A 23,652-nucleotide genomic window follows, 5' to 3' on the forward strand; every position below is an offset into this window, starting at 1 on the left:
CGTCCGGGCAGAATGGCCCTTTGAGGTGCGGGGCACAACCCCGGCGATCGTGCCGCAAGCCTGCGGCGAATGGAACCGGGTACCGGTCCGCACTGGACAGTTTGGAATTCCGTCGCACATCCTTGGAAGAAAAAAGGCCAGATCATGCTGTTGACCATCGACCGTGTTCAGAAAACCTATCCCGGCGGGCGCCCGGTTCTGCGCGATGTGTCGCTGACCCTTGATCACGGGCAAACTCTGGCCCTGACCGGAGAAAGCGGCAGTGGCAAAAGCACTCTGCTGAACCTTGCCGCTGCGCTCGATTGTTTCGACGGCGGTGAAATCACTCTGAACGGTACGCCTCTGTCCCCTTTGGACGATGCCGGGCGGGCCGAGTTGCGGCGCAGGCAGGTCTCGCTGGTGTTTCAGCAGTTCAATCTGATCCCTTCGCTGACCGTTGCGCAGAACCTTTCCTTTCACGCCCGCCTTGCCGGCGTCGAGGATTCCGGTTGGACCGCGCATCTGACCGAACGCTTGGGCCTGTCCGATCTTTTGGACCGATTTCCCGAAAACCTGTCCGGCGGGCAACAGCAGCGGGTCGCGATTGGCCGTGCGATGGCTGCGCGCCCGAAACTGCTGCTGGCGGATGAGCCCACGGGCAATCTGGATGAAACCGCCAGTGCAACAGTACTGGATCTGATGCTGGCACTTGTGGCCGATACCGGCGCAGCGCTTCTGTTGGTCACGCATTCCCAACAGATTGCGGCCCGACTGGATCGCAGCCTCCAGCTCTGCGGTGGTCGTATCCAATGACAGCTGCCGTCATTCAGGCTTTGATGTCACATTGGCGGGTGCACTGGTTGCAGCTTGCAACGCTTTTGACAGGCATCGCGTTGGCCACGGGTCTCTGGTCCGCGGTTCAGGCCATCAATGCCGAAGCTCGTGCCAGCTATGCCCGGGCCAACGCGCAACTCGCCCTTGGCCAGTTCGACGAGTTGCGCGATCCATCCGGTCTGATCCCGGTTTCGCGTTACGTCGATCTGCGTCGTGCTGGCTGGCAGGTGGCGGCCGTTCTGGAGGGCCCCTATCGGATCGCAGGCCGCACTTTGCGTCTGATGGGTGTGGACATGGTTGCCTACCCGGCCCTGCCAGCCGTTACCGAAGCCGACCAAAGCACCGCGCCGACTGAGCCGGCGGACATGCTGACCGCCCCGGGGCGGCTTCTGATCGCGGCAGAACTCGCGCCGCTGTTGCGCGACCAGGACAACCTTCCGCCGTTTTCACTCACCACGGCACTGCCACCAGACGTTATCCTGACGGATATCGGCACAGCCGAAGCCCTGCTGAACCAAACCGGTTTCATCTCGCGCCTCATTGTTTTGCCGGATCAGCCGCGTGATCGCCCCCCCTTGGCCGAAATCGCGCCCGAACTGGAGCGCGCCAGCCCATCCTCGCAAGTCGATACTGCACGGCTGACTGACAGTTTTCACCTGAATCTGTCGGCTTTTGGCCTGTTGTCCTTTGCCGTTGGCCTGTTCATCGTGAACGGCACTGTCGGGCTGGCTTTTGCCCAACGCCGAGGCATGATCCGTACCCTGCGAGCGCTGGGTGTTTCGATGCGGCGGCTGGTCTTCCTGATCCTGACCGAACTGACGGGGCTGGCCCTGATCGGTGGAACCATGGGTCTGCTTCTTGGGTTCTTTCTGGCCGGAGCGTTGTTGCCCGATGTCGCAGCAACCCTTCGCGGCCTGTATGGTGCGCCCGTGACCGGACAGCTGACATTGCACCCCCATTGGGTGTTTGCCGGGATGGCAATGGCTGTCTGCGGCACCTTGTTTGCCAGTGGCCATGCGCTGTGGCGATTGTCTCGTATGCCTCTGCTGGCGGGGCCCGGAGTGCAAGCCTGGCAGGGCAATGCTCGGACACGCCTTGTGACCGGTTTGCTCGGCTTGGCCCTGATCTTCGGCGGTACCATCGCCTATCTCGGCATCGGTGGGCTGGTTGCCGGTTTCGTGCTGTTGGCCGGATTGCTGACCGGTGCCGCGCTTTTGTTGCCGGCGCTTCTGACCTTTGCGCTTTCCGTCTTTGGCAACAGGTCCCGTGGTGCCGTCGCGCAGTGGGTCTGGGCCGACATGCGCGCCCAATTGCCCGGGCTGTCGCTTGCCCTGATGGCCCTGTTGCTTGCGCTTGCGGCAAATATCGGTGTGGGCACGATGGTTTCAAGTTTCCGGCTGACCTTTGTCGGCTGGCTGGACCAACGCCTGACTTCAGAACTCTATCTGACCGTCCGTGACGAAGAACAGGGGCGCGAGATCACGGATTGGCTGCGGCCACAGGTCAAGGCCATCCTTCCAATTCGCAACATGGAACTGCCACATGAAACGGGCCCCCTGTTTCTGTACGGGGTCATTGACGATCCGGTCTATCGGCAACACTGGCCGTTGATATCGGCAACCGCGACCGTATGGGACGACGTCATGGCCGGAGACGCGGTTCTGATCAACGAACAACTGGCACGGCGCGCGAACCTCTGGCCCGGAGATACGCTGACACTGTCCCCGGATCATGCGTTGGCCATAGCCGGGGTGTATTCGGATTACGGAAACCCGACCGGGCAAGCCATTGTCTCGATGGCCCAGCTTGACCGCATCGCGCCGGGGGCAGAGACCCGACGGTTTGGCATCCGTTTGAACCCCGAACAGGCGACTGAAATGGCGCAAACCTTGCGCGAGCGGTTCGCCCTGCCGCGTCAGGCCGTGGTTCAGCAGGCCGCCATGAAGGCGCAATCATTGGCAATCTTCGAAAAGACCTTTGTCGTGACCTCGGCACTCAATGTTCTGACCCTCGGCGTGGCGGGATTTGCCATACTTACCAGCCTGCTGACCCTGTGGACCCAGCGCTTGCCTCAGATTGCTCCGGTTTGGGCACTGGGGCTGAACCGGGCGCAACTGGCGCGGCTGGAACTGCTGCGCAGCGTGCTGCTCGCGGCTCTGACCGCGTGTCTGGCGTTGCCGCTTGGTCTGATCCTCGCCTGGGTTCTGTTGGCAGTGATCAACGTACAGGCCTTTGGCTGGCGATTGCCGATGTTCGTGTTTCCCTGGGATTGGTTGTGGCTGTTCCTGTTGACCCTGCTGGCCGCCCTGGTTGCCGCGGCCCTGCCCGCGCTGCGCATGGTGCGTCTGCCCCCTGCCGATTTGCTGAAGGTGTTCGCCAATGAACGTTAAAGCCCTTTTGGCCGTTCTCGTGTTTTTGTGCCCATCGCCGCTGTGGGCGCAGGGCTATGCTGGCCTTGGAGGATCAGCCGAAGGATTCAAGATTCCGCAGGCGGGGATCGCGTTCGACTTTCCCAAAGACCACGGGCCACATCCCGCCTATCGGATCGAATGGTGGTATCTGACGGCCAACCTCAAAGGCGAGGACGGGCGTGACTATGGTATACAATGGACCCTTTTCCGGTCGGCCCTGAAGCCATTTGAAACAGATGGATGGCAAAGCCCGCAGATCTGGATGGGCCATGCGGCTACCACCACGCCTGACACCCACTATTTTGCCGAACGCCTGTCGCGTGGGGGGATCGGACAGGCAGGTGTTGCGGCGCAACCGTTCGAAGCCTGGATCGACGAATGGCGCATGGCCGGACCGGACATGGACACCCTGACCCTGACGGCAAACGGGGCTGATTTCGGGTATGATCTTGCGCTGACGGCACAAGGCCCGTTGGTGTTTCATGGCCAAGCGGGCTATTCCGTCAAATCCGCCGACGGGCAAGCCAGCTATTACTATTCGCAACCCTTCTATTCAGTTGAAGGCATACTGCACCTGCCGGACGGCGATATGCGCGTCACTGGTCAGGGCTGGCTGGACCGGGAATGGTCATCGCAACCCCTGGCCGAGGATCAAACCGGCTGGGACTGGTTTTCGCTCAGCTTCGAAGGCGGAGACAAACTGATGGCCTTTCGCCTGCGCGGTGGTCGCGGCGATTTCACGTCGGCCACATGGATCAATTCAGACGGCAGCACCGATGCCATCCCCGACGGATCCGTCAGGCTAGAGCCGCTTGCGACCGATCAGGTGGCAGGCCGCGACGTCCCGACGCAATGGCGCGTCGTGCTTGCGGACCGAGGCATCGACGTCAAGGTATCCGCCCTGACGCCAGATGCCTGGATGGGGACGCGTTTCGAATACTGGGAAGGCCCGGTTACAGTCACTGGCAGCCACGAAGGCGTTGGTTATCTGGAAATGACAGGCTACTGAAACAGCTGCCGCACAGATGCTTCCTGAACTATCCGACGGCAGCGGACTGCCGTCGGCGTTTCAACACATTTGCGTACTGGATCTGCTTTTCGCGTCAGCGCACCACGTAGACCGAGACGTTGGAATGTCGCACCACACGTGCCGCATTCGGGCCCAGCAGGTAATCCTTCAAATCCGGCTTGTGGGCTCCGATTACGATCAAATCAGAGCCGGCACTTTCGGCCGTCTTCAAAATCTCCTGATAAGCTGTTCCTGTCGCAACCACATGGCGGATGGTTTCATTGCGCTCGGCCCCCAGGGTCGATACGCACAGCGCCGTCAGCTTGGCCTGCGCTTCCTCCAACGCCTTGTCGTGAAAACCGGATTCAAAAAACCCCGACACCCAGCTTTCCCCGAAATCGGGCAGCACCGTCACCACGTCAAGTTGCGCCCCTTCCATATCCGCCAGCGCGGCTGCTTTTTTCAGAACCGGTGCATCAATCTCGCCGTTGCTGATATCAACGGCACACAGAACAGAGCGTGTCATGCGGGCACTCCTTGTCTTGCGGCACGACCGCGTTGCAGGAAAGCGATAAGGCCGAGAAGGATCATCGCCGGGATATAGACCAGTTGCTTCGGAGGCTGGCTGGACGGCAGGCTGACCGAGCTCAGGCGCACAGCCTCGTCACCGTAATAGTCAAAGTTGGCCAGATCATCGGCAACCGGTGAACCAAACATCGGCTCATCTAGTTTCACAAGACCATCCTCTTCGAGCAACAGCAGCCCCATGGCATCGACGCGCGCGTCACCGCCCTCTTCTGATCCGACTGGCACGACAACCGTGGTGTCCACCATCTTGCCGGTATCAAAATCCGGCCCGCTGATCACCATGCGAACCTCGGTTCCGGGTGAAGTTTGGCCGATGGTTTCGACAAACGCCGCAGGCTCGACCGAAGTGTATGGAGGTGCGATGCGATCCATGAAGAAATCCGGCCTGAACAGCGCGAATGCCACGGCGATCAGCGCGATGCTTTCATAGATCCGGCTGCGGGTCAGGAAATACCCCATGGTGCCTGCCGTGAAGACAAGGATCGCTATGGTCGCGAAAATCGCCACTGTGATCCCTTCGACCCATGTCACATCGATCAGCAGAAGATCGGTGTTGAAAATGAACACGAAGGGCAGCGCCACGGTGCGCAGGCTGTAGAAGAAGGCCGTGAAACCGGTTTTGATCGCATCACCGCCCGACACAGCCGCGGCGGCAAAGCTGGCAAGCCCGACCGGAGGTGTCACGTCGGCCATGATCCCGAAGTAGAAAACGAACAGATGGACGGCGATCAAGGGAACGATCAGCCCGCTTTGCGCACCCAGTTCAACAACCACCCCGGCCATCAACGAGCTGACAACGATATAGTTCGCGGTTGTCGGCAAGCCCATGCCCAGGATCAGGCTGAGCAGCCCGACCATGACCAGCATCAGGATCAGATTGCCGCCCGACAGGAACTCGACCAGATCGGCCATCACCTGACCAACACCCGTCAACGTGACAGTTCCCACGATCACGCCCGCGGTTGCCGTGGCAAGCGCAATGCCGATCATGTTGCGTGCCCCGTCGATCAGCCCTTGCCACAGGTCGGCAACACCATCGATGAAAGTGTTGTACAGGTTGCTCTGCCCCCGGAACATCGCCTTCAGCGGCTTCTGCGTCAGCAGGATGACAAACAGCAGCGATGTCGCCCAGAACGCGGACAGGCCCGGTGACTTCTGTTCAATCATCAGGAAATAGACCAGAACGATGATCGGCAGCAGGTAATGCAGACCTGCCTTGTAGATATCGGCGATGACCGGCAGCGTAACCTCTTTTGCGTTCGGGTCATCCGGTTCCAAATCAGGCACCTGGGCCGCCAGATACAGCAGGGCAACATATACCGCGCAGATAATCAGGCTCAGCACCAGACCGGCCGCCGACGGCACCCAGCTTGTCACGGCATCCACCGGGAATTGTGACCCATAGCAAAGACCTGCAAACACCAGGAAGAATGCAAGCATCCCCACCACGGTCCGCGCCAGATGCACATCGCGGTCGCCCAGCGTGGGCATGTTCCGCTTCACCGCCTCAAGGTGCACGATATAGACCAGCGCGATGTAGGAAATCGCGGCTGGCAGGAAGGCGTGGGTGATCACCTCAACGTAAGAAATGCCCACATATTCCACCATCAGGAAGGCAGCGGCCCCCATCACCGGCGGCATGATCTGCCCGTTCACGGAACTGGCGACCTCGACCGAGCCGGCTTGTTCGCTGCTGAATCCGACGCGCTTCATCAGCGGGATGGTGAATGTACCCGTGGTGACAACATTGGCAATCGACGAGCCCGAGATCAGGCCGGTCGCAGCCGAGCCCACAACAGCCGCCTTGGCCGGACCACCGCGCAGGTGGCCAAGCGCCCCAAAGGCCATCTTGATGAAATAGTTCCCTGCACCGGCTTTATCCAGCAATGCGCCGAACAGCACGAACAGGAAGACGAATTTCGTGGAAACACCCAGTGCGATACCAAACACGCCTTCTGACGTGATCCACATGTGGCTCATCGCCTTTTTCAGGCTCGCGCCCTTCCAGCGGATAACTTCAGGCACCCATTCCGAGGCGCCGAAGAAGACATAGGCCAAAAATATCGTCGCAATGATTGCCATGGCCGGGCCAAGCGCGCGGCGCGCGGCCTCGAACAGCAGGATCAAGCCAAGCAACGCAACCCATTTGTCGGTGTCGTCGGCCAAACCGCCCGCATTGACGATCTTGTCATAGAAGAAATAGCCGTACAGCGCGACGAACGCGCCCACCAATCCCATGATCCAATCCTGAACCGGGATGAAATCCCGCGGGCTGGATTTCAGCGCGGGATAGGCTGCAAAAGCCAGAAACAGGGCAAAAGCCAGGTGGAATTGCCGTGCATTGTTCACGACGCTTCCGGGCAAGACATAATTCGCCAGGGGCGAAGCCAGAACAACTTGAAATATCGACCAGATCGCGGCCACGACCGCCAGGAAAACGCCCACGTTCCCGACCGGGTTGCGCCCTCCTGCGTCAGAAGACGCAACCAGATCCTGAAGCTCTTCTTCGGAAAGCGGACGATTGGATTGAGTGTCGGAATTCATCAAATGTCTCCCCGTCGCGGCCATTTTTCGGCCATCTGAACCCCGTTTCTTACGGGTTTTGTGCAGGGCGCCCTTGGGCACCCTGCGTCAGGTCTGGTTTACTGAATCCAGCCTTTTTCTTTGTAGTACTTCTCGGCACCCGGATGCAGCGGAGCCGACAGGCCGTCCGCAATCATCTCTTCCGGCTTCAGGTTTGCAAATGCCGGGTGCAGCTTTTTGAAATCATCGAAGTTTTCAAAGACCGAGCTGACGACCGCGTAAACCGCATCTTCCGATACATCGGCCGAGGTCACGAAGGTCGCGCCCACACCAAAGGTCGCGGTGTCTTCGTCGGATCCACGGTACATGCCACCGGGAATGGTTGCCTTGCGGTAGAACGAGTTTTCGTTGACCAGCTTGTCCACGGCCTCACCGCTGACGTTCACCAGAACCGAGTCACATGCGGTGGTGGCTTCCTGAATCGAACCCGAGGGGTGGCCAACGGTGTATACCATCGCGTCGATCTGGTTGTCGCACAAGGCTGCCGACTGTTCAGCCGCTTTCAGCTCGGTTGCCAGTTCGAAATCGTCGGTGGTCCAGCCCATTTCGCCCAGCAGGACTTCCATGGTGCCGCGCTGACCGGAACCGGGGTTGCCGATGTTGACGCGCTTGCCCTTCAGGTCTTCAAAGTTGGTGATGCCGGAATCGGCGCGGGCCACGACGGTGAAGGGTTCGGGGTGCACCGAGAACACTGCGCGCAGGCCTTCGAACGGGCCCGCTTCTTCGAATTTCGAGGTGCCGTTATAGGCGTGGTACTGCCAGTCGGACTGGGCCACACCAAACTCCAGTTCGCCTTCGCGGATGGTGTTGATGTTGTAAACCGAACCACCGGTCGATTCGACCGAGCAGCGCACGCCGTGCTCTTTCCGGCCTTTGTTGACCAGACGACAGATCGCGCCGCCGGTCGGATAGTAAACGCCGGTGACACCGCCGGTACCGATTGTAATGAACTCTTCGGCATATGCCGCCGGAGCCAGAAGGGCTGCGGTGACGAAGGCGCCGACGCTCAGTTTGCTGCTGTTTTTCATCTGTTAACTCCCACTTTTTTTGTCTGGCAGTTGGAAATCAAGTTTGATCACCTGCTCAGGGAAGCGTGCCGATAATACAAACCGGCCCGCATCGCAACGGCTACAAATCTTTGAATTTCCCAATTTCTCCCAACCCTTTCGAGGTTTCATTCAGATACCCACAATGTCAAGGCCGGCACCGGTCGGACCTGCGCCAATTCGCATATATGAGCACAAATCACGAACTTTCCCCATCAGTTCACAGCGAACAGTCTGGGGTCACACGATCAATCGAAGCCCAACACTCCGTTTCATCCTCGATGCAATGAACCGGCACGAGTCGGCGGGAAAAAGAGCGATCCGCGTTTTCGAACATGGACGCAGGTCATGTCACGTTTGTGCGTTCGGGCGAATCTGACAAAGGCCCTTCAATACCAACCCGGTTCACGATTCACACCGCCGGGGACCTGATGACCTGACTGCTGATGCAGGCCCGGAACGTTGTGGCATTTGCGGCCCGCTACAGAAGGCCTCGAACAAGACATGAAGACCAAGGTTGCGGGTCAGCACCTTGATCACGGCACCAGCACGGAACCCCGCCATAAGGACGGACGGAATTCTGAATTCGTCGGGAATGTGGTGCCCAAGGAGAGACTCGAACTCTCACGCCCGTGAAGGCGGGGGATTTTGAATCCCCTGCGTCTACCATTCCGCCACTTGGGCCACGAACACTGGATTAGCGCCCATCCGAGCGAAGGTCCAGAGGCAAAAACCATCCAATAATCCATTTGTTTCGCCCTCGACTGTTGACGGTCCGTCAGGCGCATGGTTTGGCTTGGCTTCAGACCGGGAACTGGATTTGAGTGCTTTATGTTACGATCGCTTTATGACTGGACCATTCGTCTGGCCGAACACCCTCACGCGCTGTGGGCGCTGGCCATCGTGGCTTTCATCGAGAGTTCGTTTTTTCCGATTCCCCCGGATGTGTTGATGATTCCGATGATTCTGGCTCGCCCGTCCCGGGCATGGCTGATCGCAACCGTGGCGCTGGTGGCGTCGGTTCTGGGTGGCATGCTGGGCTATGCGATCGGCGCGTTTTTCTATGAAAGCATCGGACAGCCCATTCTGGAATCCATGGGGAAAGCCCATGCCATGGAAGAATTCAATACCCGGTTCAACGACTTCGGGTTCTGGGCCGTTCTGGCCGCAGGTGTGACCCCCTTCCCCTACAAGGTCATCACCATTATGTCCGGCTGGACCGGCATGCCGCTTGGAACTTTCATCGCGACCTCGATTCTGGCCCGCGCGCTGAGGTTCTTCCTGGTTGCCGGCCTGCTCTGGGGATTCGGTGAGCCAATACGCGACTTCATCGAAAAGCGCCTGGGGCTAATGTTCACTTTGTTCATCATCCTCCTGTTTGGCGGATTCCTGGTGGTGAAATACTTATGACGAGACGTTCGCAACTTGTCGCGGTGGCAAGTCTAGGATCATTGGCCCTTCTTCTGGCCGCTTTTGGCTTTCAGCATCTCGGCGGGCTTGCCCCATGCAAGATGTGCATCTGGCAGCGCTATCCACATGCAGTGGCCATCGCGATTGGCGCCGTGGCGCTGGCGCTGCCCAAACTGCGCTTCCTGCCGTTGCTGGGTGCGGCAGCTGCGGCGGCGACTTCGGCTGTGGGTGCATTTCACGCCGGCGTTGAACAAGGCTGGTGGGAAGGCCCAAGCAGTTGCACATCCGGCAGCATCAGCGGTCTGTCCGCTGACGATCTGTTCGATCAAATCATGTCCGCGCCTTTGGTGCGGTGCGATGATATCCCCTGGGAGATGTTCGGCATCTCGATGGCTGGCTGGAACGCTATTGCTTCTGCCATTCTGGTACTGATCTGGCTGGCCGCGTGGAAATCCCGCGCGGCTTAGAACTGATCCAGCTCTGCATCCCAGTACAGGAAATCGATCCAGCTTTCATGCAGGTGGTTCGGCGGGAATTTCCGACCGATATTGCGCAACGCTTCGGCATCGGGTTGGCGCGGCGGCTTGCGCAAGGTCATCCGAGCCTGGCGCAGCGATTTTGAACCTTTGCGCAAATTGCACGGGCTGCACGCCGCCACCACGTTCTGCCAACTGGTCACGCCACCGGCGGCCCGCGGCACCACATGATCAAAGGTCAGGTTGTCCCGGCTGCCGCAGTACTGGCAGCGGAATTCATCCCGCAGAAATAAATTAAAGCGCGTGAAGGCCACGCGCTTTCTGGGTTTTACATAGTCTTTCAAAACAACGACCGAAGGTATTCGGATCTCGGTGCTCGGGCTGCGGACGACCTCGTCATATTCAGCCACGATATCGACCCGATCCAGCCAGGCGGCCTTGATCGCTTCTTGCCAGGGCCACAGTGACAGCGGGTAATAGGACAAGGGGCGATAATCGGCGTTCAAAACCAGGGCCGGGTGTTGTTTGAGCGCACCCGGCTCCCTTACAAATTCGGTCCTGAAGTCTCCGTCCATCACAGAATCGCTCCTCGCTCTCAGCTGCCCGTTTGTGACACCAGAGCGGGGAGCACCCGCCCCGGTCTTTTGATAACTATATATCGTGTTAAAACTCTGACAAGCCCTGAGTTTCCACAATATGTCGCAGACGGGGTAACGCGAATCGGTAACAGGCACGTGACAGTTATCCACAGCTTGCACCGGGGGCGCCGTTCGGGCTATGCGCAGGTCATGTCCTGGTTCATCCGCTTCAACAAACCTTATGATGTTCTGCCGCAGTTCACCGACCGCGCCAACGCGGACAGCCCACGCAACACGCTGTCTGATTTCATTGATCTGCCCGGCGTCTATCCGGCGGGCAGGCTGGACCGTGACAGTGAAGGTTTGATGCTGCTGACGGATCATGGAAAGCTGCAATCCCAGATCTCTGACCCAAAGCACAAGATGGCCAAAACCTATTGGGTTCAAGTCGAAGGCACCCCCGACGAGGCTGCCCTGAAAACGCTTCGCAACGGGGTCGAATTGAAGGATGGTCTGACCCGCCCCGCCAAGGCCCGCCAGATCGACGAGCCCGAGGCGCTCTGGCCCCGAACCCCACCGATCCGCGAACGCAAGTCAGTCCCGGACAGTTGGCTTGAACTGACCATACGTGAAGGCAAAAACCGACAGGTGCGCCGGATGACTGCTGCCGTGGGCCTGCCGACGCTGCGCCTGATCCGGTACCGCATCGGAGACTGGACCCTGGATGATCTGGAGCCCGGGCACTGGGACAGTCTGCCAATGCCGACACTGAACGCGTCCCCCCAACGCAAGCGCGACCGTCGCCCGCGACGGTGACAGACCCTGCCCCGATCTGCTAAACTGGCGTCATGAAGAAAACGCCTGACATCCCGGCCCCTTCGGCCATTCTGGAAGCGGCGCTCTATGTTGATGACCTGGACGCGGCAGAACAGTTTTACGGCGAAGTTCTTGGGCTCGAACGGATACAACGTGTCGCTGACCGCCATGTTTTCTATCGCATCGGCGGATCGGTCCTGCTGATTTTCAATCCCGACCAGACCGAACAACCGTCGCTTGACCCCGACATGCCGGTTCCGCCTCATGGTGCGCGCGGCCCCGGACATGTGTGTCTTGTGCTGTCACGAGAGGACATCGCGGCGATGCGCAAACACCTTCTGGACTGGAATATTCCGGTAGATGCCGAGTTTGACTGGCCCGGAGGCGCTCGGTCTTTGTATGTGCGCGACCCGGCCGGAAACTCGGTCGAGTTCGCCGAAGGTCACTTGTGGGATTGAACCGGTGCGGAACGCATGGGCGCTCCGCAGGTTCCAAACACTAAAGACTCAGCTTGTCGCGCATGAAGGCCAGCGCAACGCTCAGCCCATCCGGGGCGATACCGTGCCCCGTGCCTTTCATGACATGGGCATAGACCTCTTTGAAACCGGCAGCTTGCAAGGCTTCGGCCGCTTCCGGCAGGGATTGTGGCGGGACAACGTCATCAGCGTCGCCATGCACCAGCAAGACAGGCATCCGGCTGACGGTTTCATCCACCAGCAGATCGGGTTCCAGCAAACGGCCTGAAAAGGCTACGATCCCGGCCACGGGATCTTCCCGGCGTGGTGCGACATGCAGGCTCATCATCGTGCCCTGGCTGAAACCAAACAGAACAACCTGTTCGGGCAGGACATCTTCGTCCACCATCAGCGCGTCCAGAAAGGCGTTGAAGTCCTCAACCGCCATTTCCATGCCCCGGCGGGCCTCTTCCTCGGAAGATCCATCGATCCACGGAATCGGGAACCACTGATACCCGTTGGGCATTCCGGGGATCTGCTCGGGGGCGTCGGGGGCCACGAACAACGTGTCAGGCAGGTGTTCGCCCAGCGGATCGGCCAATCCCAGCAGATCGGCACCGTTTGCGCCATAGCCATGCACGAACACCACGACCGAGCGCGTGTCGCCCGAAACAGGCTCTTTCCGGAGCGCATTCAAAACCCGTGTCATCTGATCCCTTCTCTTTGCTTTGCAACCCGGTAATAGGCCCACAGAACCCGCGCCGCAACCGAACGCCAGGGCGACCAGGCCTCGGCCATTTTGCGCAGTTCCTTGTCTGTCGGACGTTCAGGCAGGTCATAGAGGATGCGCGCCGCCTCTTGCAGGGCCAGATCACCGGGTGCGATGACATCTGCGCGACCCAGCGAGAACATGGCATAGATTTCGGCTGTCCAGACACCGATTCCCGATACTTGCGTCAAAGTAGCGACGACATCTGCGTCAGTTGCATCGCGCAACGCCTTATAGTCGATGCGTGCCTCGGCCAGAGCCCGCGCATATCGGATCTTCTGACGGCTCAGGCCAACGGCCCGAAGATCATCATCCGTTGCCCACAGGATCTTGCGCGGACCGGTCAACCTGGCATCCTGAAGCCGTTTCCAGATCGCATTGGCCGAAGCCACGCTCACCTGCTGGCTGACAATTGCACTCAATAATTGCGCAAACCCATCGGGGCGGCGGCGCAGCGGCAAGGGGCCGGTCTGATCCATCGCATACGCCATGCGTGGACAGGTTTGGGCCAGCCATTCGGCCCCTTCGGCAACACAGTCCGGTGTTTCGATGATGCGGCCTGCGGACATGCGGCCTCCCTGCTCTGCTATCTCGGGCACGTTAGGCGCATGTGACGCAGATGCAACCCGGTTGTGCCTCAAACACTTAGCCGATAACCATTCGCCCATGACCATGATTTCAACCCTTCCGGACGACCGACGGGCCAAACGCAATGTGGCCGTGCTGGTGGCTGCCCAAGCCATTCTGGGCGCGCAGATGCCGATGATGTTCATCGTTGGCGGACTTGCAGGTCAGTCGCTGGCCTCGAACCCCTGTTTGGCGACCCTGCCGATATCCCTGATCGTTCTGGGATCGATGCTGGCGGCCACGCCGATCTCGGCCATCATGCAAAAATGGGGCCGACGCGTGGGGTTTCTTGTCGGGGCAACCGCCGGCGCTTTGGGCGGATTGATCGGAGCTTATGGCCTGTTCCTTGGTTCCTTCCCCATCTTTCTAGTGGGCAGCCTGCTGACCGGCATCTATATGAGCGCACACGGGTTCTATCGCTTTGCAGCAGCAGACACCGCTTCAGACGATTTCCGTCCCAAGGCGATTTCTTATGTCATGGCGGGCGGATTGGCGGCCGCCATCATTGGGCCTCAGATCGTGAAGCTGACGTCTGAAGCTTACGTCATCCCTTTTCTGGGTACATATATGGCCGTAATCGGCATCAACGTTCTGGGTTCGGTGCTGTTCTTCTTTCTCGACATTCCGACGCCTGCGAAACCTGCGGCTGATGAACCCAAGGGGCGGTCACGGATCGAGCTGTTGAAAACGCCCCGCATTGCCGTCGCGATCATCTGTGCCATGGTGTCTTATGCGCTGATGAATCTTGTCATGACCTCGACACCGCTTGCGGTTGTCGGATGTGGGTTTTCGGCCAATGACGCGGCGGATATCGTGACAAGTCACGTGCTGGCAATGTATGTTCCCAGCTTCTTCACCGGGCACCTGATCGCCCGGTTTGGCGTTGAAAAGATCGTCGCTCTGGGCCTGGCCATACTTGCCGCATCAGGAGTGGTTGCGCTGCAAGGCGTTGAATTGGGGAACTTTTTTGTTGCCCTCGTCCTTCTGGGCATTGGTTGGAATTTCGGCTTCATCGGCGCGACCACAATGCTGGCCGCATCTCATGAACCGCAAGAGCGTGGTCGGATGCAGGGCCTAAATGACCTGCTGGTGTTTGGCGGTGTGACACTTGCATCGCTGGCCTCGGGCGGGTTGATGAACTGCTCGGGCGGATCCGCGATCGAGGGGTGGAATGCCGTTAACCTTGCCATGATCCCCTTGCTGACACTGGCAGGTGGCGCATTGCTGTGGCTGGTTCTGCGCCCGGCCGATCCCGAAAGCGTCTGATCACCAGCGCCCGCTGCCGACGGTCCACATCAGGGACAGTCGCTGACGCATTTCGCCTGGGTCAAGCGTTCCTGCCGCCACCCGCTGGGGCTGGGCGATGGCCTGCTTCAGAGCCCGTTCCGCCAGCCAGCCCGCATACAGCGCGGGACGCGCCTCAGGCGCTATCTCGCCTCGGTTTGATCGTGCGTTGCGCAATCGATCCAAGGCGGTTTGTGCCAATTGCTGAACGCCACCCGTCGTGCCATCAAGCAAAGGTACACGACCCCGCTTTTCCAGTTCGGGAATGGCGCGGAACCAATTTGCCACACCGACTCCGTACCCGAAATCGCGCAGCACGCTTTCCTCCGCCGCACCCAACGCCTGCGCTGAGGCCACGAAAAGCGACCCGGAACTGTGTTGGATATAGGCGTCAAAATGCTCCTGATCCTCAAACGGGTCCTTATATATATCCCAACGCCTTACGGCGACAAATTCATCCAGAATACCTGCCAGATGCGGCGACAGGACCCGAGACAGAGGCGTCACCACCTCATGCCGCCGAACAGGGGCGCCTTCTGCAATCTCCTGCAACGCGTCGCGCCACCATTGCAGCCGCATTTCAGCAATCATGGGCTCTTGCGTCACCCACGGAGCGCGGGCGACTTCAACATTCAGCGCATAGACCGGAAACAACACCGACCGAGCCGACACCGGAGCCGCCATCGTCGCGCGGAATCGGTCAGGATCAGCCCGCTGCACCAGCGCGGCGCAGGCTTTGACATCGTCATCAAAAACCACGCTCACTCGGCCGCTGCCTTTTGCGGATCACAATCACGGACCAGTTTCCACTGGATCGCATCCAGCAGCGCCTCAAAGGACGCATCAACTATGTTCGCGCTCACGCCAACGGTCGACCAGCGCCGCCCCTGACCGTCTTCGCTGTCGATGATGACGCGGGTCACCGCCTCGGTCCCGCCCTGGGTGATACGGACCTTGAAATCGACAAGGCGCATGTCCGACAGGACCTGCGAATATTGACCCAGATCCTTCGCCAACGCTTTGGCCAGCGCGTTCACAGGCCCCCTGTCGTTGCCGGACTCGTCCATGGATTCGCTGACCGACAGTTTCTTTTCACCGTCCACTTTCACCACGACGACAGCCTCGGACAGGCTGACCATCTTGTTGTATTTGTTCTTCCGACGCTCAACAGTGACCTTGTAGCGCTTGACCTCGAAGAATTCTGGCAGTTGCCCCAGTTCATCCCGCGCCAACAGTTCGAAACTGGCCTGTGCGGTGTCATAGGAATACCCTTCAGCTTCACGGAGCTTGATCCGTTCAAGGATGCGGCCCAATGCGGGATCGCCGGATTCAACGCTCAGCCCTGCTTCGGTCAGACGTTTGCGCAGGTTCGACTGGCCAGCCTGGTTCGACATCGGAATGATGCGTTCATTGCCAACGCTCGCCGGGTCCACGTGTTCATAAGTCGACGGGTCCTTGAGGATCGCGCTGGCGTGCAACCCAGCCTTATGCGCGAAGGCCGATGCGCCTACATAAGCCGCCTGCTTGCTGGGCACCCGGTTCAGAACATCATCCAACATGCGGCTGGTTCGGGTCAGCCCGGCCAACGCATCAAGGCTGACGCCTGTTGCAAACTGCGAGGCGTAGGGTTCTTTCAGCAGCAATGTCGGGATCAGCGCCGTCAGGTTTGCGTTGCCACAACGTTCACCCAGACCATTCAGCGTTCCCTGAATTTGCCGCGCACCTGCTTCGACAGCCGCCAGAGAACAGGCCACTGCGTTCTCGGTGTCGTTATGGGTGTGGATACCCAACCGTTCACCCGGCAGGCCTGCCGCGATCACTTCGGACACGATCCGCCCGACCTCGGACGGCAACGCGCCACCGTTGGTATCGCATAGCACAACCCATCTCGCACCCGCCTCCAGTGCCGCACGGCAAACTTCGGTCGCGTATTCCGGGTTGTCCTTGTACCCGTCAAAGAAATGTTCCGCATCGAACAGCGCCTCGCGCCCTTGCGCAACGATATGTGCCACCGAAGCACGAACGTTTTCCGTGTTCTCTTCAAGCGAAATACCAAGCGCATCGGTCACGTGATAATCATGAGACTTGCCAACCAGACAAACGGCCTGCGTTCCCGCATTCATCACCGCAGCCAGCACATCGTCATTCTCGGCCGAGCGCCCCGCCCGCTTGGTCATGCCAAAGGCCGTCAACCGGGCCGCGGTCTTTGGGGCGGCGTCAAAGAACGCGCTGTCGGTGGGGTTGGCGCCGGGCCAACCGCCTTCGATGTAATCCACCCCCAATGCGTCCAGCGCCTGTGCGATCTGCACCTTTTCAGCGGTCGAGAACTGCACGCCCTGCGTCTGCTGCCCGTCACGCAGCGTCGTGTCATAAAGGTAGAGGCGTTCCCTGGTCATCAAACCTCCTCCAGCTTGGCGGCATCAAACCCCGCGCCCGGCACCAGTTCGACACCTTCCTTGCTCATTCGAACCTCAAGCCCTGCCGCTACATACGCAGCCTTGAGTCGATCGACCTCCGAGAAATCCTTGTTTTGCATTGCAGCTACGCGCGCCTTCGCCAAGCGATCTTCATGGGCGCTCAGGTCTACGGACGCGGTGTCCGCCCACCCTCCCATCTGGGGCAGCAGCAAACCCAGCAGTTGCGCGCTTGCCAGCAATCCCGCAGCGTCTCCATCTGACGCCAGGCGGTAAAGCTCGGCCATGGCACCTGCCGTGTTCAGGTCGTCGCTCAGCGCCGCGATCACCTCAGGTGCCGCGCTGGCGGCGGGCTCGATGCCCGCTGTCAGCGCCCGCCACTTTCGCAGCGTCGCCTCTGCCTCACGGGCCTTCTTCTCGGTCCAGTCCATCGGCTTGCGATAATGCGTCTGCAAGAAGACAAAGCGGATCACTTCGCCCGGAACGCCCTGTTCCAGCAGATCATGCACGGTAAAGAAATTGCCCAGCGATTTGGACATCTTCTTGCCTTCGACCTGCAACATCTCGTTATGCAGCCAGACCCGCGCGAATTCACCCTGCGGGTGCGCGCATTTGCTCTGGGCGATCTCGTTTTCGTGGTGCGGGAACATCAGGTCGTTGCCGCCACCGTGGATATCAAAACTCTCACCCAGCAATTCATAGCTCATAGCCGAGCATTCGATGTGCCAGCCCGGACGTCCCCGCCCCCATGGGCTGTCCCAGCCCGGCAGTTCATCGGTTGAAGGCTTCCACAAGACGAAATCCATCGGGTTCTTCTTGTAGGGCGCCACCTCGACCCTCGCGCCCGCGATCATGTCATCGACCGAGCGCCCCGACAGCTTGCCGTAGCTCTGTTTCCAGCTGTCCACCGCAAACAGAACATGGCCTTCGGCGGCATAGGCATGGCCCTTGGCGATCAGATCCTCGATCATTGCGATCATCTGAGCGATATACTGGGTCGCACGCGGCATCTCGTTCGGCTCCAACGTGCCCAAAGCACCCATATCATGCAGGTACCAGCCGATGGTTTCATCCGACCGTTCCTGCACCAATTGTTCCAGCGTACCTTCCGCACCCGCCTGTTTGCGGGCCAGCGCCGTGGCGTTGATCTTGTCGTCTACGTCGGTGAAGTTGCGCACATAGGTCACGTGCTCTGCGCCATAGACATGGCGCAACAGACGATACAGCACATCGAACACCACCACCGGCCGTGCGTTGCCCAGATGCGCGCGGTCATAGACCGTCGGACCACAGACATACATCCGCACGTTATCAGGGTCGATCGGTACGAAATCTTCCTTCGTCCGCGTCCGCGTGTTGTGCAGCTTGATCGTCGTCATCGGTCGGGCTCCTAGAAAACAGCAAAGGCTTGCGCGTTGGCGCGGGCTTAGCAACTTGTCTCAGGGATGAAAACGAAAGAAACCGGCCCGCTTGATAAATCAGCAGGTAATGCAGCAGATAATGATGCAGGTCACCGGGTTCATGCCTCTCGGTTAGCACGGGAACCCCGCCAAGCCAAGCGTTGAGTTTGCTCACCCGGTCCGGCAGAGTGCCAGTCATGGATCGAGACTTCATCAATTCCATCTGCAAGGAATTTCCCGGAGCCGAGCTGTCAGACCCGTGGGGCGGCGATCATGACGCGTGGAAGGTTGGCGGCAAGATGTTTGCCTGTATCGGAACTGCAAATGACGGCGTGTCGGTCAAAACACCCGACGTGGAAACGGCTCCGATGGTGATTGATGCCGGTGTCGCGGTGAAAGCCCCCTATTTTCACCGCAGCTGGGTCCGCCTGCCGTTTGATGCCGAGACCGAGGAGCTGCGCCATCGTTTGACGGTTTCCTATGATCTCGTTCGCGCTTCGTTGACTAAAAAGCTTCAGGCGACGCTGCCACCGCGAAGCTGATTGACAAACCGTTTCCGCTCTGCCCCATTCAGCGCAAGGCAAGCAGGGGCGATGGGATGAAACTGTCTGAACGCATCACGCAGATCACCGGCGGCGGCAGCGATGGCTGGGACGTGTTCTATCGCGCGCGCCGGATGCAGAGCGCAGGACAAGCCGTAACCGAATTGACGATCGGTGAACATGACACCCGAACCGACCCTTCGATTCTTCAGGCGATGGAGCTGTCGGCCCGCAACGGCCACACAGGGTACGCGATGGTGCCCGGCACGGACCTGCTGCGCGACACGGTCGCCGCTCGGGTTCAGACCCGCACTGGCGTTCCGACCTCTCGGAACAATGTTCTGATCACCCCCGGCGGGCAAGCTGCCCTGTTCGCGGCACATATGGCCGTGTGCGACCCCGGTGATGTGGGATTGTATCTCGACCCCTACTACGCCACCTATCCCGGCACGATTCGGGGCGTTGGCGCCGTGGCCCGCGCGGTTCAAACCACCGCTGAAGGCGCTTTCCAGCCCCAGGCCGAGCGGATCGATGCCGCCGCTGAAGGCGCGGTTTCGCTGTTGATCAACACGCCGAACAATCCGACCGGCGTGGTCTATTCCCGTCAATCGCTCGAGGCGGTCGCTGATGTTTGCCAGCGGCGTGATCTCTGGCTGATCTCGGATGAGGTGTACGACACCCAAGTCTGGGACGGCGAGCACATTTCGCCGCGTACGCTGCCCGACATGGCAGAGCGAACGCTTGTGGTTGGATCCATGTCCAAGTCCCACGCCATGACCGGGTCTCGGTGTGGATGGGTCGTCGGCCCCGAGGATGTCATCGCCCATCTGATCAATCTGGCGACCCACACCACCTACGGCGTTCCCGGGTTCGTACAGGACGCCTCCAGCTTTGCGCTGACCGCGGGTGTTGAACTGGAAGAAAAAATCGCCGCCCCGTTCCGCCGCCGGCGTGCCCTGGCAATGGTCATTCTGGCCTCGCAAAACATCGTCGGCCTCGTCCCCGCGCAGGGTGCCATGTATCTGATGCTGGATATCCGCGCGACCGGGTTGTCGGGGGACGAATTTGCCAACGCGCTGCTGGACGCACACAGAATAGCCGTCATGCCCGGCGAAAGCTTCGGCAAGGCCGCTGCCGGGCACGTACGGGTGGCCATGACCGTGGCGGATGAACGCTTTGCGGATGCGCTGAAAACTCTGTGCAAATTCGCGTCGCAACTTGCGAGGAAGCACGCAGCTGAATAAGCCTGTTGTCAGAAACGGAACGTTGTACGCAGGTTGAATACGTTGGATTCCAGACCACCGGTGGATCGGGTCACATCATCGAAGTCTTGCCGCAGCGCTTCACCGCTGATGACAAAATTCTCGCCAATCGGATAAGCGATGCCGATTCCGTAAACGGCGGCGGTATCGCTGTCGACGGATGTTTCGGCCCGTGCCGCGCCAACGACGACATACCCCAGCGCACTGCCGAAATCGTACCCGCCACGCAGTTTCAAACGCGTCATGCTGTCCAAGCTTCCCTGAGATTGGCTGAGGTTCAGGGACAGGCGGTTGTATTCAAGTTCACCGCCCAGAACGAAAGCCCCGAAATCCTGGTCATAGCCTACATGCGCACCAAAGGCGGTGTCGTCCCCGCTTGATCCACCCGGTCCATCCGCATCCGCGTACCCAAAGCTGAGCCCAACGTAACCCCCTGTCCAATCCTCTGCCATAACCGGACTGGCGCTGGCCGTCAGAGCCACGACAATCAGGACAGAAAAAAGTTCAAAAGTCTGTTTCAACGCGATTTCACTCGGGATTCAGATCATGTCTAGCTTTGAATTCAACTGGGATCGCTTTTGTCAGAGTTCAATTCCTTGCACGCAAAGCTCAAGAGTAAGTGAATGCAGTATAACAGATTTCTGTCACCGCGGGAGAAAATCTGCCTCAGAATTCCGTCAGTGGACCGTTGGGCAGATATTTGCTGAAGTTAATTCCGTTGAGGTCGCAAACAGAACAGATTGCGTCGCCGTGTTTTGGAACTCTTGCGCCAAAGGTTGAGAGGCGGAATGACTGACCACGACTGGAAAATCAGCCTGATCAGCCGCACCATTGGTGCGGACCGGGGGCGTGCAGCGAGAGGGCGGCCGTAAGCGGCCATTTGCCAGTTCCCCAAACATCTCTCACAGATCGGAAAGACAAATGAACGACCAATCCCGCAACACATCGCGCAGCGGCGGTCGCGCTGCGCGTCGCGCTGCCCGTGCAACCGCATTGCCTGAACATCTGCGCCCCGTGCGCCCCGGTATGGAAGGCGGTGTCCTGAATGTCCTGACCCAGGCACAGATCGAACGTATCCACGAGGCCGCCCTGACCGCATTGGAAACCATTGGTCTGGCAGACGCGCCGCAAAGCGGAATCGACTATCTGGTCGGTGCAGGCTGCATACTGGGCGACGATGGCCGCATCCGCTTTCCCCGTGCCCTTGTCGAAGACACGATCGCAAAAGCGAACCGCAAGGTCACATTGTACAGCCGCGATGGAAAAACCGATCTGGACCTGACCGGTACCAAAGTACATTACGGCACGGCTGGTGCCGCCGTTTCCATGGTCGACGTGCATGGTCGCGAGTATCGCGATTCAACCGTTCAGGATTTGCACGATGCCGCACGCATCTGCCAACAGCTTGACAATATTCACTTTGTTCAACGCCCCATGGTCTGTCGCGATATCGCCGACAACCTGGAAATGGACCTGAACACGATCTACGCAAGTTGTTCGGGAACGTTCAAACATATCGGCACGTCCTTCACGGAACCCAGCCACGTCGCCCCCGCAATGGAGATGATCTACATGATCGCGGGCGGCGAGGACAAATATCGCGCGCGACCTTTCGTGTCGAACTCGAACTGCTTCGTCGTCCCTCCGATGAAATTCGCCACAGAAAGCTGCGAAGTGATGGAGGAGTGCATCAAGGCCGGGATGCCGGTGCTGTTGCTGTCAGCCGGGATGGCCGGTGCCACCGCGCCATCGACAACCGCCGGAGCAATCACCCAAGCCACGGCGGAATGCCTTGCGGGATTGGTTTATGTAAACGCCGTAAGTCCCGGCGCACCCGCAGTTTTCGGCACCTGGCCTTTTGGTCTTGATCTGCGGACCGGCGCAATGTCCATCGGTTCCGGAGAACAAGCCCTGCTGACGGCAGGCTGCGCCCAGATGCACCGTTTCTACGACTTGCCTGGGGGTGCGGCGGCCGGTGCTTCAGATTCGAAGCTGCCCGACATGCAGGCCGGGTGGGAACAGATGTGCTCGAACGTGATGGCGGGGCTGTCCGGGTTGAACATGGTTTATGAAGCCGCTGGCATGCACGCCTCGCTGCTGGGTTTCTGCTTTGAAAGCCTCATCCTCAGCGACGACCTGATCGGTCAGGCACTGCGCTGTGTGCGCGGGATCGAAGTGACCGATGAAACCCTGGCATTGGATCAGATCGCATCCGTATGCATGGGCGGCCCCGGTCATTATCTGGGCACCGATGCGACCCTCAGCCGGATGCAGGCCGACTATGTCTATCCGACCTTTGGTGACCGCTCGTCCCCCAAGGAGTGGGTGGAGCTTGGCAAACCGGATCTGGTTGAAAAGGCAGTGGCCCGAAAGAATGAAATCCTGTCCACCCCGTCGGCGGCCCGGTTCGACCCGCTTCTGGACGCAGAGATTCGGGAAAAATTCAACATTCACTTGCCGTTATAGCATCTGAAAAAGCGGCCCGATGAGTGTCGGGCCGCCCTTTCTTGTTTACCCGTTGCTGGGTGGAAGCAAACCTGCCTCTTGTGCAACGGCCACTTCATCAGCATCCAGCGCCCCGTCGCCGTTTGCGTCCATCGCCGAGAAAGTGTCGGCGTCGACGTCGGGCAACACGGCCTGGATTTCTTCGATGGTCAGAACGCCATCGCCATTGGCATCGGTTGAGGACTGCGCCGAGAGCACTCCCGGCAGGGTCAGAGCAGCGATGGAAATCCCAATCAAGTACTGCGGTTTCATTTTGGTGCCTCCTGGATAGGTTGATTATGTCTTCGTCCGGACAGGCCCCAGAAACACCGCAACAGCCGCAGGCGTCACCCGTTTTGCGCGATCGGGAGGAAATCGCGCCAATCCTTGCGTGTTTGACCGAGTCGGAGTCGCGAAGCGCCGCCGGGCAAAACCTTGCCAGACCCATTTCGGCGGGACATGCCCGAAAGGCCTTGTCTGATCCGGCAAGACTGCGCTTATCCGGGCAACCACGCGAAAAAAGAAAGGGGGCCGAAGCCCCCTGTCAGTTTCGCCATCCAGGCTCATTTCGTTGACCGCCCGGTGTTTTTTTGCCTGCGGCCTGGACGTCGCATGGAACGAGCGCACCCGTTCCGTGAAAGAGTGGGAGGGAGCAAATATTCCGCCCCACCCTGTTCCCGGCCAA

The 23,652-nt window shown here is 59.5% G+C and carries 22 protein-coding genes and 1 tRNA gene; 11 read left to right on the forward strand and 12 right to left on the reverse strand.

The features are described 5' to 3' along the window. The first annotated feature begins 144 nt into the window (after positions 1-144). The 3 genes from AC2FF8_RS01155 to AC2FF8_RS01165 are packed head-to-tail and all read left to right on the forward strand — an operon-like array spanning position 145 to position 4,233. Positions 145-792, forward strand: coding sequence for an ABC transporter ATP-binding protein (locus AC2FF8_RS01155; RefSeq protein WP_257600784.1), 648 nt, complete (start codon positions 145-147; stop codon positions 790-792). Further along, positions 789-3,203 (forward strand): ABC transporter permease, encoded by a 2,415-nt coding sequence (locus AC2FF8_RS01160; protein WP_496878722.1) that lies wholly within the window; start codon positions 789-791, stop codon positions 3,201-3,203. Before AC2FF8_RS01155 ends, AC2FF8_RS01160 begins: the two co-directional genes overlap by 4 nt. Further along, positions 3,193-4,233 carry a lipocalin-like domain-containing protein gene (locus AC2FF8_RS01165; RefSeq protein ID WP_496878723.1) on the forward strand — a complete coding sequence of 347 codons (1,041 nt, stop codon included), beginning with the start codon at positions 3,193-3,195 and terminating at the stop codon, positions 4,231-4,233. The genes AC2FF8_RS01160 and AC2FF8_RS01165 overlap by 11 nt, the downstream gene beginning before the upstream one ends. Positions 4,234-4,327: 94 nt before the next feature. Here the strand turns inward: AC2FF8_RS01165 and AC2FF8_RS01170 are convergent, their stop codons facing one another. The 4 genes from AC2FF8_RS01170 to AC2FF8_RS01185 all read right to left on the reverse strand — a co-directional run bounded on the left by AC2FF8_RS01170 (position 4,328) and on the right by AC2FF8_RS01185 (position 9,134). Continuing rightward, complete coding sequence (locus AC2FF8_RS01170; protein ID WP_170344175.1) at positions 4,328-4,759, reverse strand: universal stress protein; 432 nt, start codon at positions 4,757-4,759, stop codon at positions 4,328-4,330. Beyond that, positions 4,756-7,365, reverse strand: coding sequence for a TRAP transporter permease (locus tag AC2FF8_RS01175; RefSeq protein WP_496878724.1), 2,610 nt, complete (start codon positions 7,363-7,365; stop codon positions 4,756-4,758). The genes AC2FF8_RS01170 and AC2FF8_RS01175 overlap by 4 nt, the downstream gene beginning before the upstream one ends. Positions 7,366-7,463: 98 nt before the next feature. Further along, complete coding sequence (locus AC2FF8_RS01180; protein ID WP_170344173.1) at positions 7,464-8,432, reverse strand: TAXI family TRAP transporter solute-binding subunit; 969 nt, start codon at positions 8,430-8,432, stop codon at positions 7,464-7,466. Positions 8,433-9,048: 616 nt separating this feature from the next. Further along, positions 9,049-9,134: transfer RNA gene (locus tag AC2FF8_RS01185), tRNA-Leu, on the reverse strand. 147 nt (positions 9,135-9,281) lie between these two features. Between AC2FF8_RS01185 and AC2FF8_RS01190 the strand changes: the two genes are divergently transcribed. Both AC2FF8_RS01190 and AC2FF8_RS01195 read left to right on the forward strand, forming a co-directional pair. Then, the gene (locus tag AC2FF8_RS01190; RefSeq protein WP_152458071.1) at positions 9,282-9,860 is read left to right on the forward strand and encodes a YqaA family protein; all 579 of its coding nucleotides are present in this window, start codon (positions 9,282-9,284) and stop codon (positions 9,858-9,860) included. Beyond that, positions 9,857-10,327: a disulfide bond formation protein B gene (locus tag AC2FF8_RS01195; RefSeq protein WP_496878725.1), complete on the forward strand. Its 471-nt coding sequence runs from the start codon at positions 9,857-9,859 to the stop codon at positions 10,325-10,327. Before AC2FF8_RS01190 ends, AC2FF8_RS01195 begins: the two co-directional genes overlap by 4 nt. On the opposite strand, the gene AC2FF8_RS01200 is transcribed toward AC2FF8_RS01195, so the two are convergent. Then, positions 10,324-10,911 (reverse strand): HNH endonuclease, encoded by a 588-nt coding sequence (locus AC2FF8_RS01200; protein WP_170344171.1) that lies wholly within the window; start codon positions 10,909-10,911, stop codon positions 10,324-10,326. The two genes, AC2FF8_RS01195 and AC2FF8_RS01200, sit on opposite strands and share 4 nt — an antisense overlap. Positions 10,912-11,124: 213 nt before the next feature. Between AC2FF8_RS01200 and AC2FF8_RS01205 the strand changes: the two genes are divergently transcribed. Next, entirely contained in the window at positions 11,125-11,730 is a 606-nt protein-coding gene (locus AC2FF8_RS01205) for an rRNA large subunit pseudouridine synthase E (protein WP_496879260.1), read from the forward strand. Between the two features lie 32 nt (positions 11,731-11,762). Then, positions 11,763-12,188, forward strand: a complete 426-nt coding sequence (locus AC2FF8_RS01210) for a VOC family protein (RefSeq protein WP_496878726.1) — start codon at positions 11,763-11,765, stop codon at positions 12,186-12,188. Between the two features lie 40 nt (positions 12,189-12,228). On the opposite strand, the gene AC2FF8_RS01215 is transcribed toward AC2FF8_RS01210, so the two are convergent. Beyond that, the gene (locus AC2FF8_RS01215) at positions 12,229-12,894 is read right to left on the reverse strand and encodes an alpha/beta hydrolase (protein ID WP_152458076.1); all 666 of its coding nucleotides are present in this window, start codon (positions 12,892-12,894) and stop codon (positions 12,229-12,231) included. Beyond that, positions 12,891-13,523, reverse strand: coding sequence for a DNA-3-methyladenine glycosylase family protein (locus AC2FF8_RS01220; RefSeq protein ID WP_170344168.1), 633 nt, complete (start codon positions 13,521-13,523; stop codon positions 12,891-12,893). Before AC2FF8_RS01220 ends, AC2FF8_RS01215 begins: the two co-directional genes overlap by 4 nt. 97 nt (positions 13,524-13,620) lie before the next feature. On the opposite strand from AC2FF8_RS01220, the gene AC2FF8_RS01225 reads away from it, so the two are divergent. After that, complete coding sequence (locus tag AC2FF8_RS01225; RefSeq protein ID WP_480684242.1) at positions 13,621-14,847, forward strand: MFS transporter; 1,227 nt, start codon at positions 13,621-13,623, stop codon at positions 14,845-14,847. Here AC2FF8_RS01225 and AC2FF8_RS01230 read toward each other — a convergent pair whose 3' ends face one another. Genes AC2FF8_RS01230 through cysS form a run of 3 tightly spaced genes read right to left on the reverse strand, consistent with a single transcriptional unit; the run spans position 14,848 to position 18,658 of the window. After that, positions 14,848-15,624, reverse strand: coding sequence for a squalene/phytoene synthase family protein (locus AC2FF8_RS01230; protein ID WP_496879261.1), 777 nt, complete (start codon positions 15,622-15,624; stop codon positions 14,848-14,850). Between the two features lie 2 nt (positions 15,625-15,626). Next, positions 15,627-17,261, reverse strand: coding sequence for a citramalate synthase (gene cimA / locus AC2FF8_RS01235; RefSeq protein WP_170344166.1), 1,635 nt, complete (start codon positions 17,259-17,261; stop codon positions 15,627-15,629). Further along, a complete protein-coding gene (gene cysS, locus AC2FF8_RS01240; RefSeq protein WP_496878727.1) occupies positions 17,261-18,658 on the reverse strand; it encodes a cysteine--tRNA ligase in 1,398 nt (465 codons plus the stop codon). Before cysS ends, cimA begins: the two co-directional genes overlap by 1 nt. A gap of 218 nt (positions 18,659-18,876) precedes the next feature. Between cysS and AC2FF8_RS01245 the strand changes: the two genes are divergently transcribed. Together AC2FF8_RS01245 and AC2FF8_RS01250 are read left to right on the forward strand one after the other, a co-directional pair. After that, the gene (locus AC2FF8_RS01245) at positions 18,877-19,221 is read left to right on the forward strand and encodes an MmcQ/YjbR family DNA-binding protein (RefSeq protein ID WP_496878728.1); all 345 of its coding nucleotides are present in this window, start codon (positions 18,877-18,879) and stop codon (positions 19,219-19,221) included. A 56-nt stretch (positions 19,222-19,277) separates the two neighbouring features. Next, on the forward strand, positions 19,278-20,465 hold the full coding sequence (locus tag AC2FF8_RS01250) for a pyridoxal phosphate-dependent aminotransferase (protein WP_496878729.1): 1,188 nt from the start codon (positions 19,278-19,280) through the stop codon (positions 20,463-20,465). 8 nt (positions 20,466-20,473) lie between these two features. Here AC2FF8_RS01250 and AC2FF8_RS01255 read toward each other — a convergent pair whose 3' ends face one another. Further along, positions 20,474-21,004, reverse strand: coding sequence for an outer membrane protein (locus tag AC2FF8_RS01255; RefSeq protein ID WP_257600797.1), 531 nt, complete (start codon positions 21,002-21,004; stop codon positions 20,474-20,476). 400 nt (positions 21,005-21,404) lie between these two features. On the opposite strand from AC2FF8_RS01255, the gene AC2FF8_RS01260 reads away from it, so the two are divergent. Continuing rightward, complete coding sequence (locus tag AC2FF8_RS01260; RefSeq protein ID WP_496878730.1) at positions 21,405-22,949, forward strand: trimethylamine methyltransferase family protein; 1,545 nt, start codon at positions 21,405-21,407, stop codon at positions 22,947-22,949. 45 nt (positions 22,950-22,994) lie between these two features. On the opposite strand, the gene AC2FF8_RS01265 is transcribed toward AC2FF8_RS01260, so the two are convergent. Then, positions 22,995-23,240 carry an EF-hand domain-containing protein gene (locus AC2FF8_RS01265; protein ID WP_117868858.1) on the reverse strand — a complete coding sequence of 82 codons (246 nt, stop codon included), beginning with the start codon at positions 23,238-23,240 and terminating at the stop codon, positions 22,995-22,997. Positions 23,241-23,652 lie beyond the last annotated feature (412 nt).

It is taken from the genome of Ruegeria sp. YTSA144 (assembly GCF_059610125.1).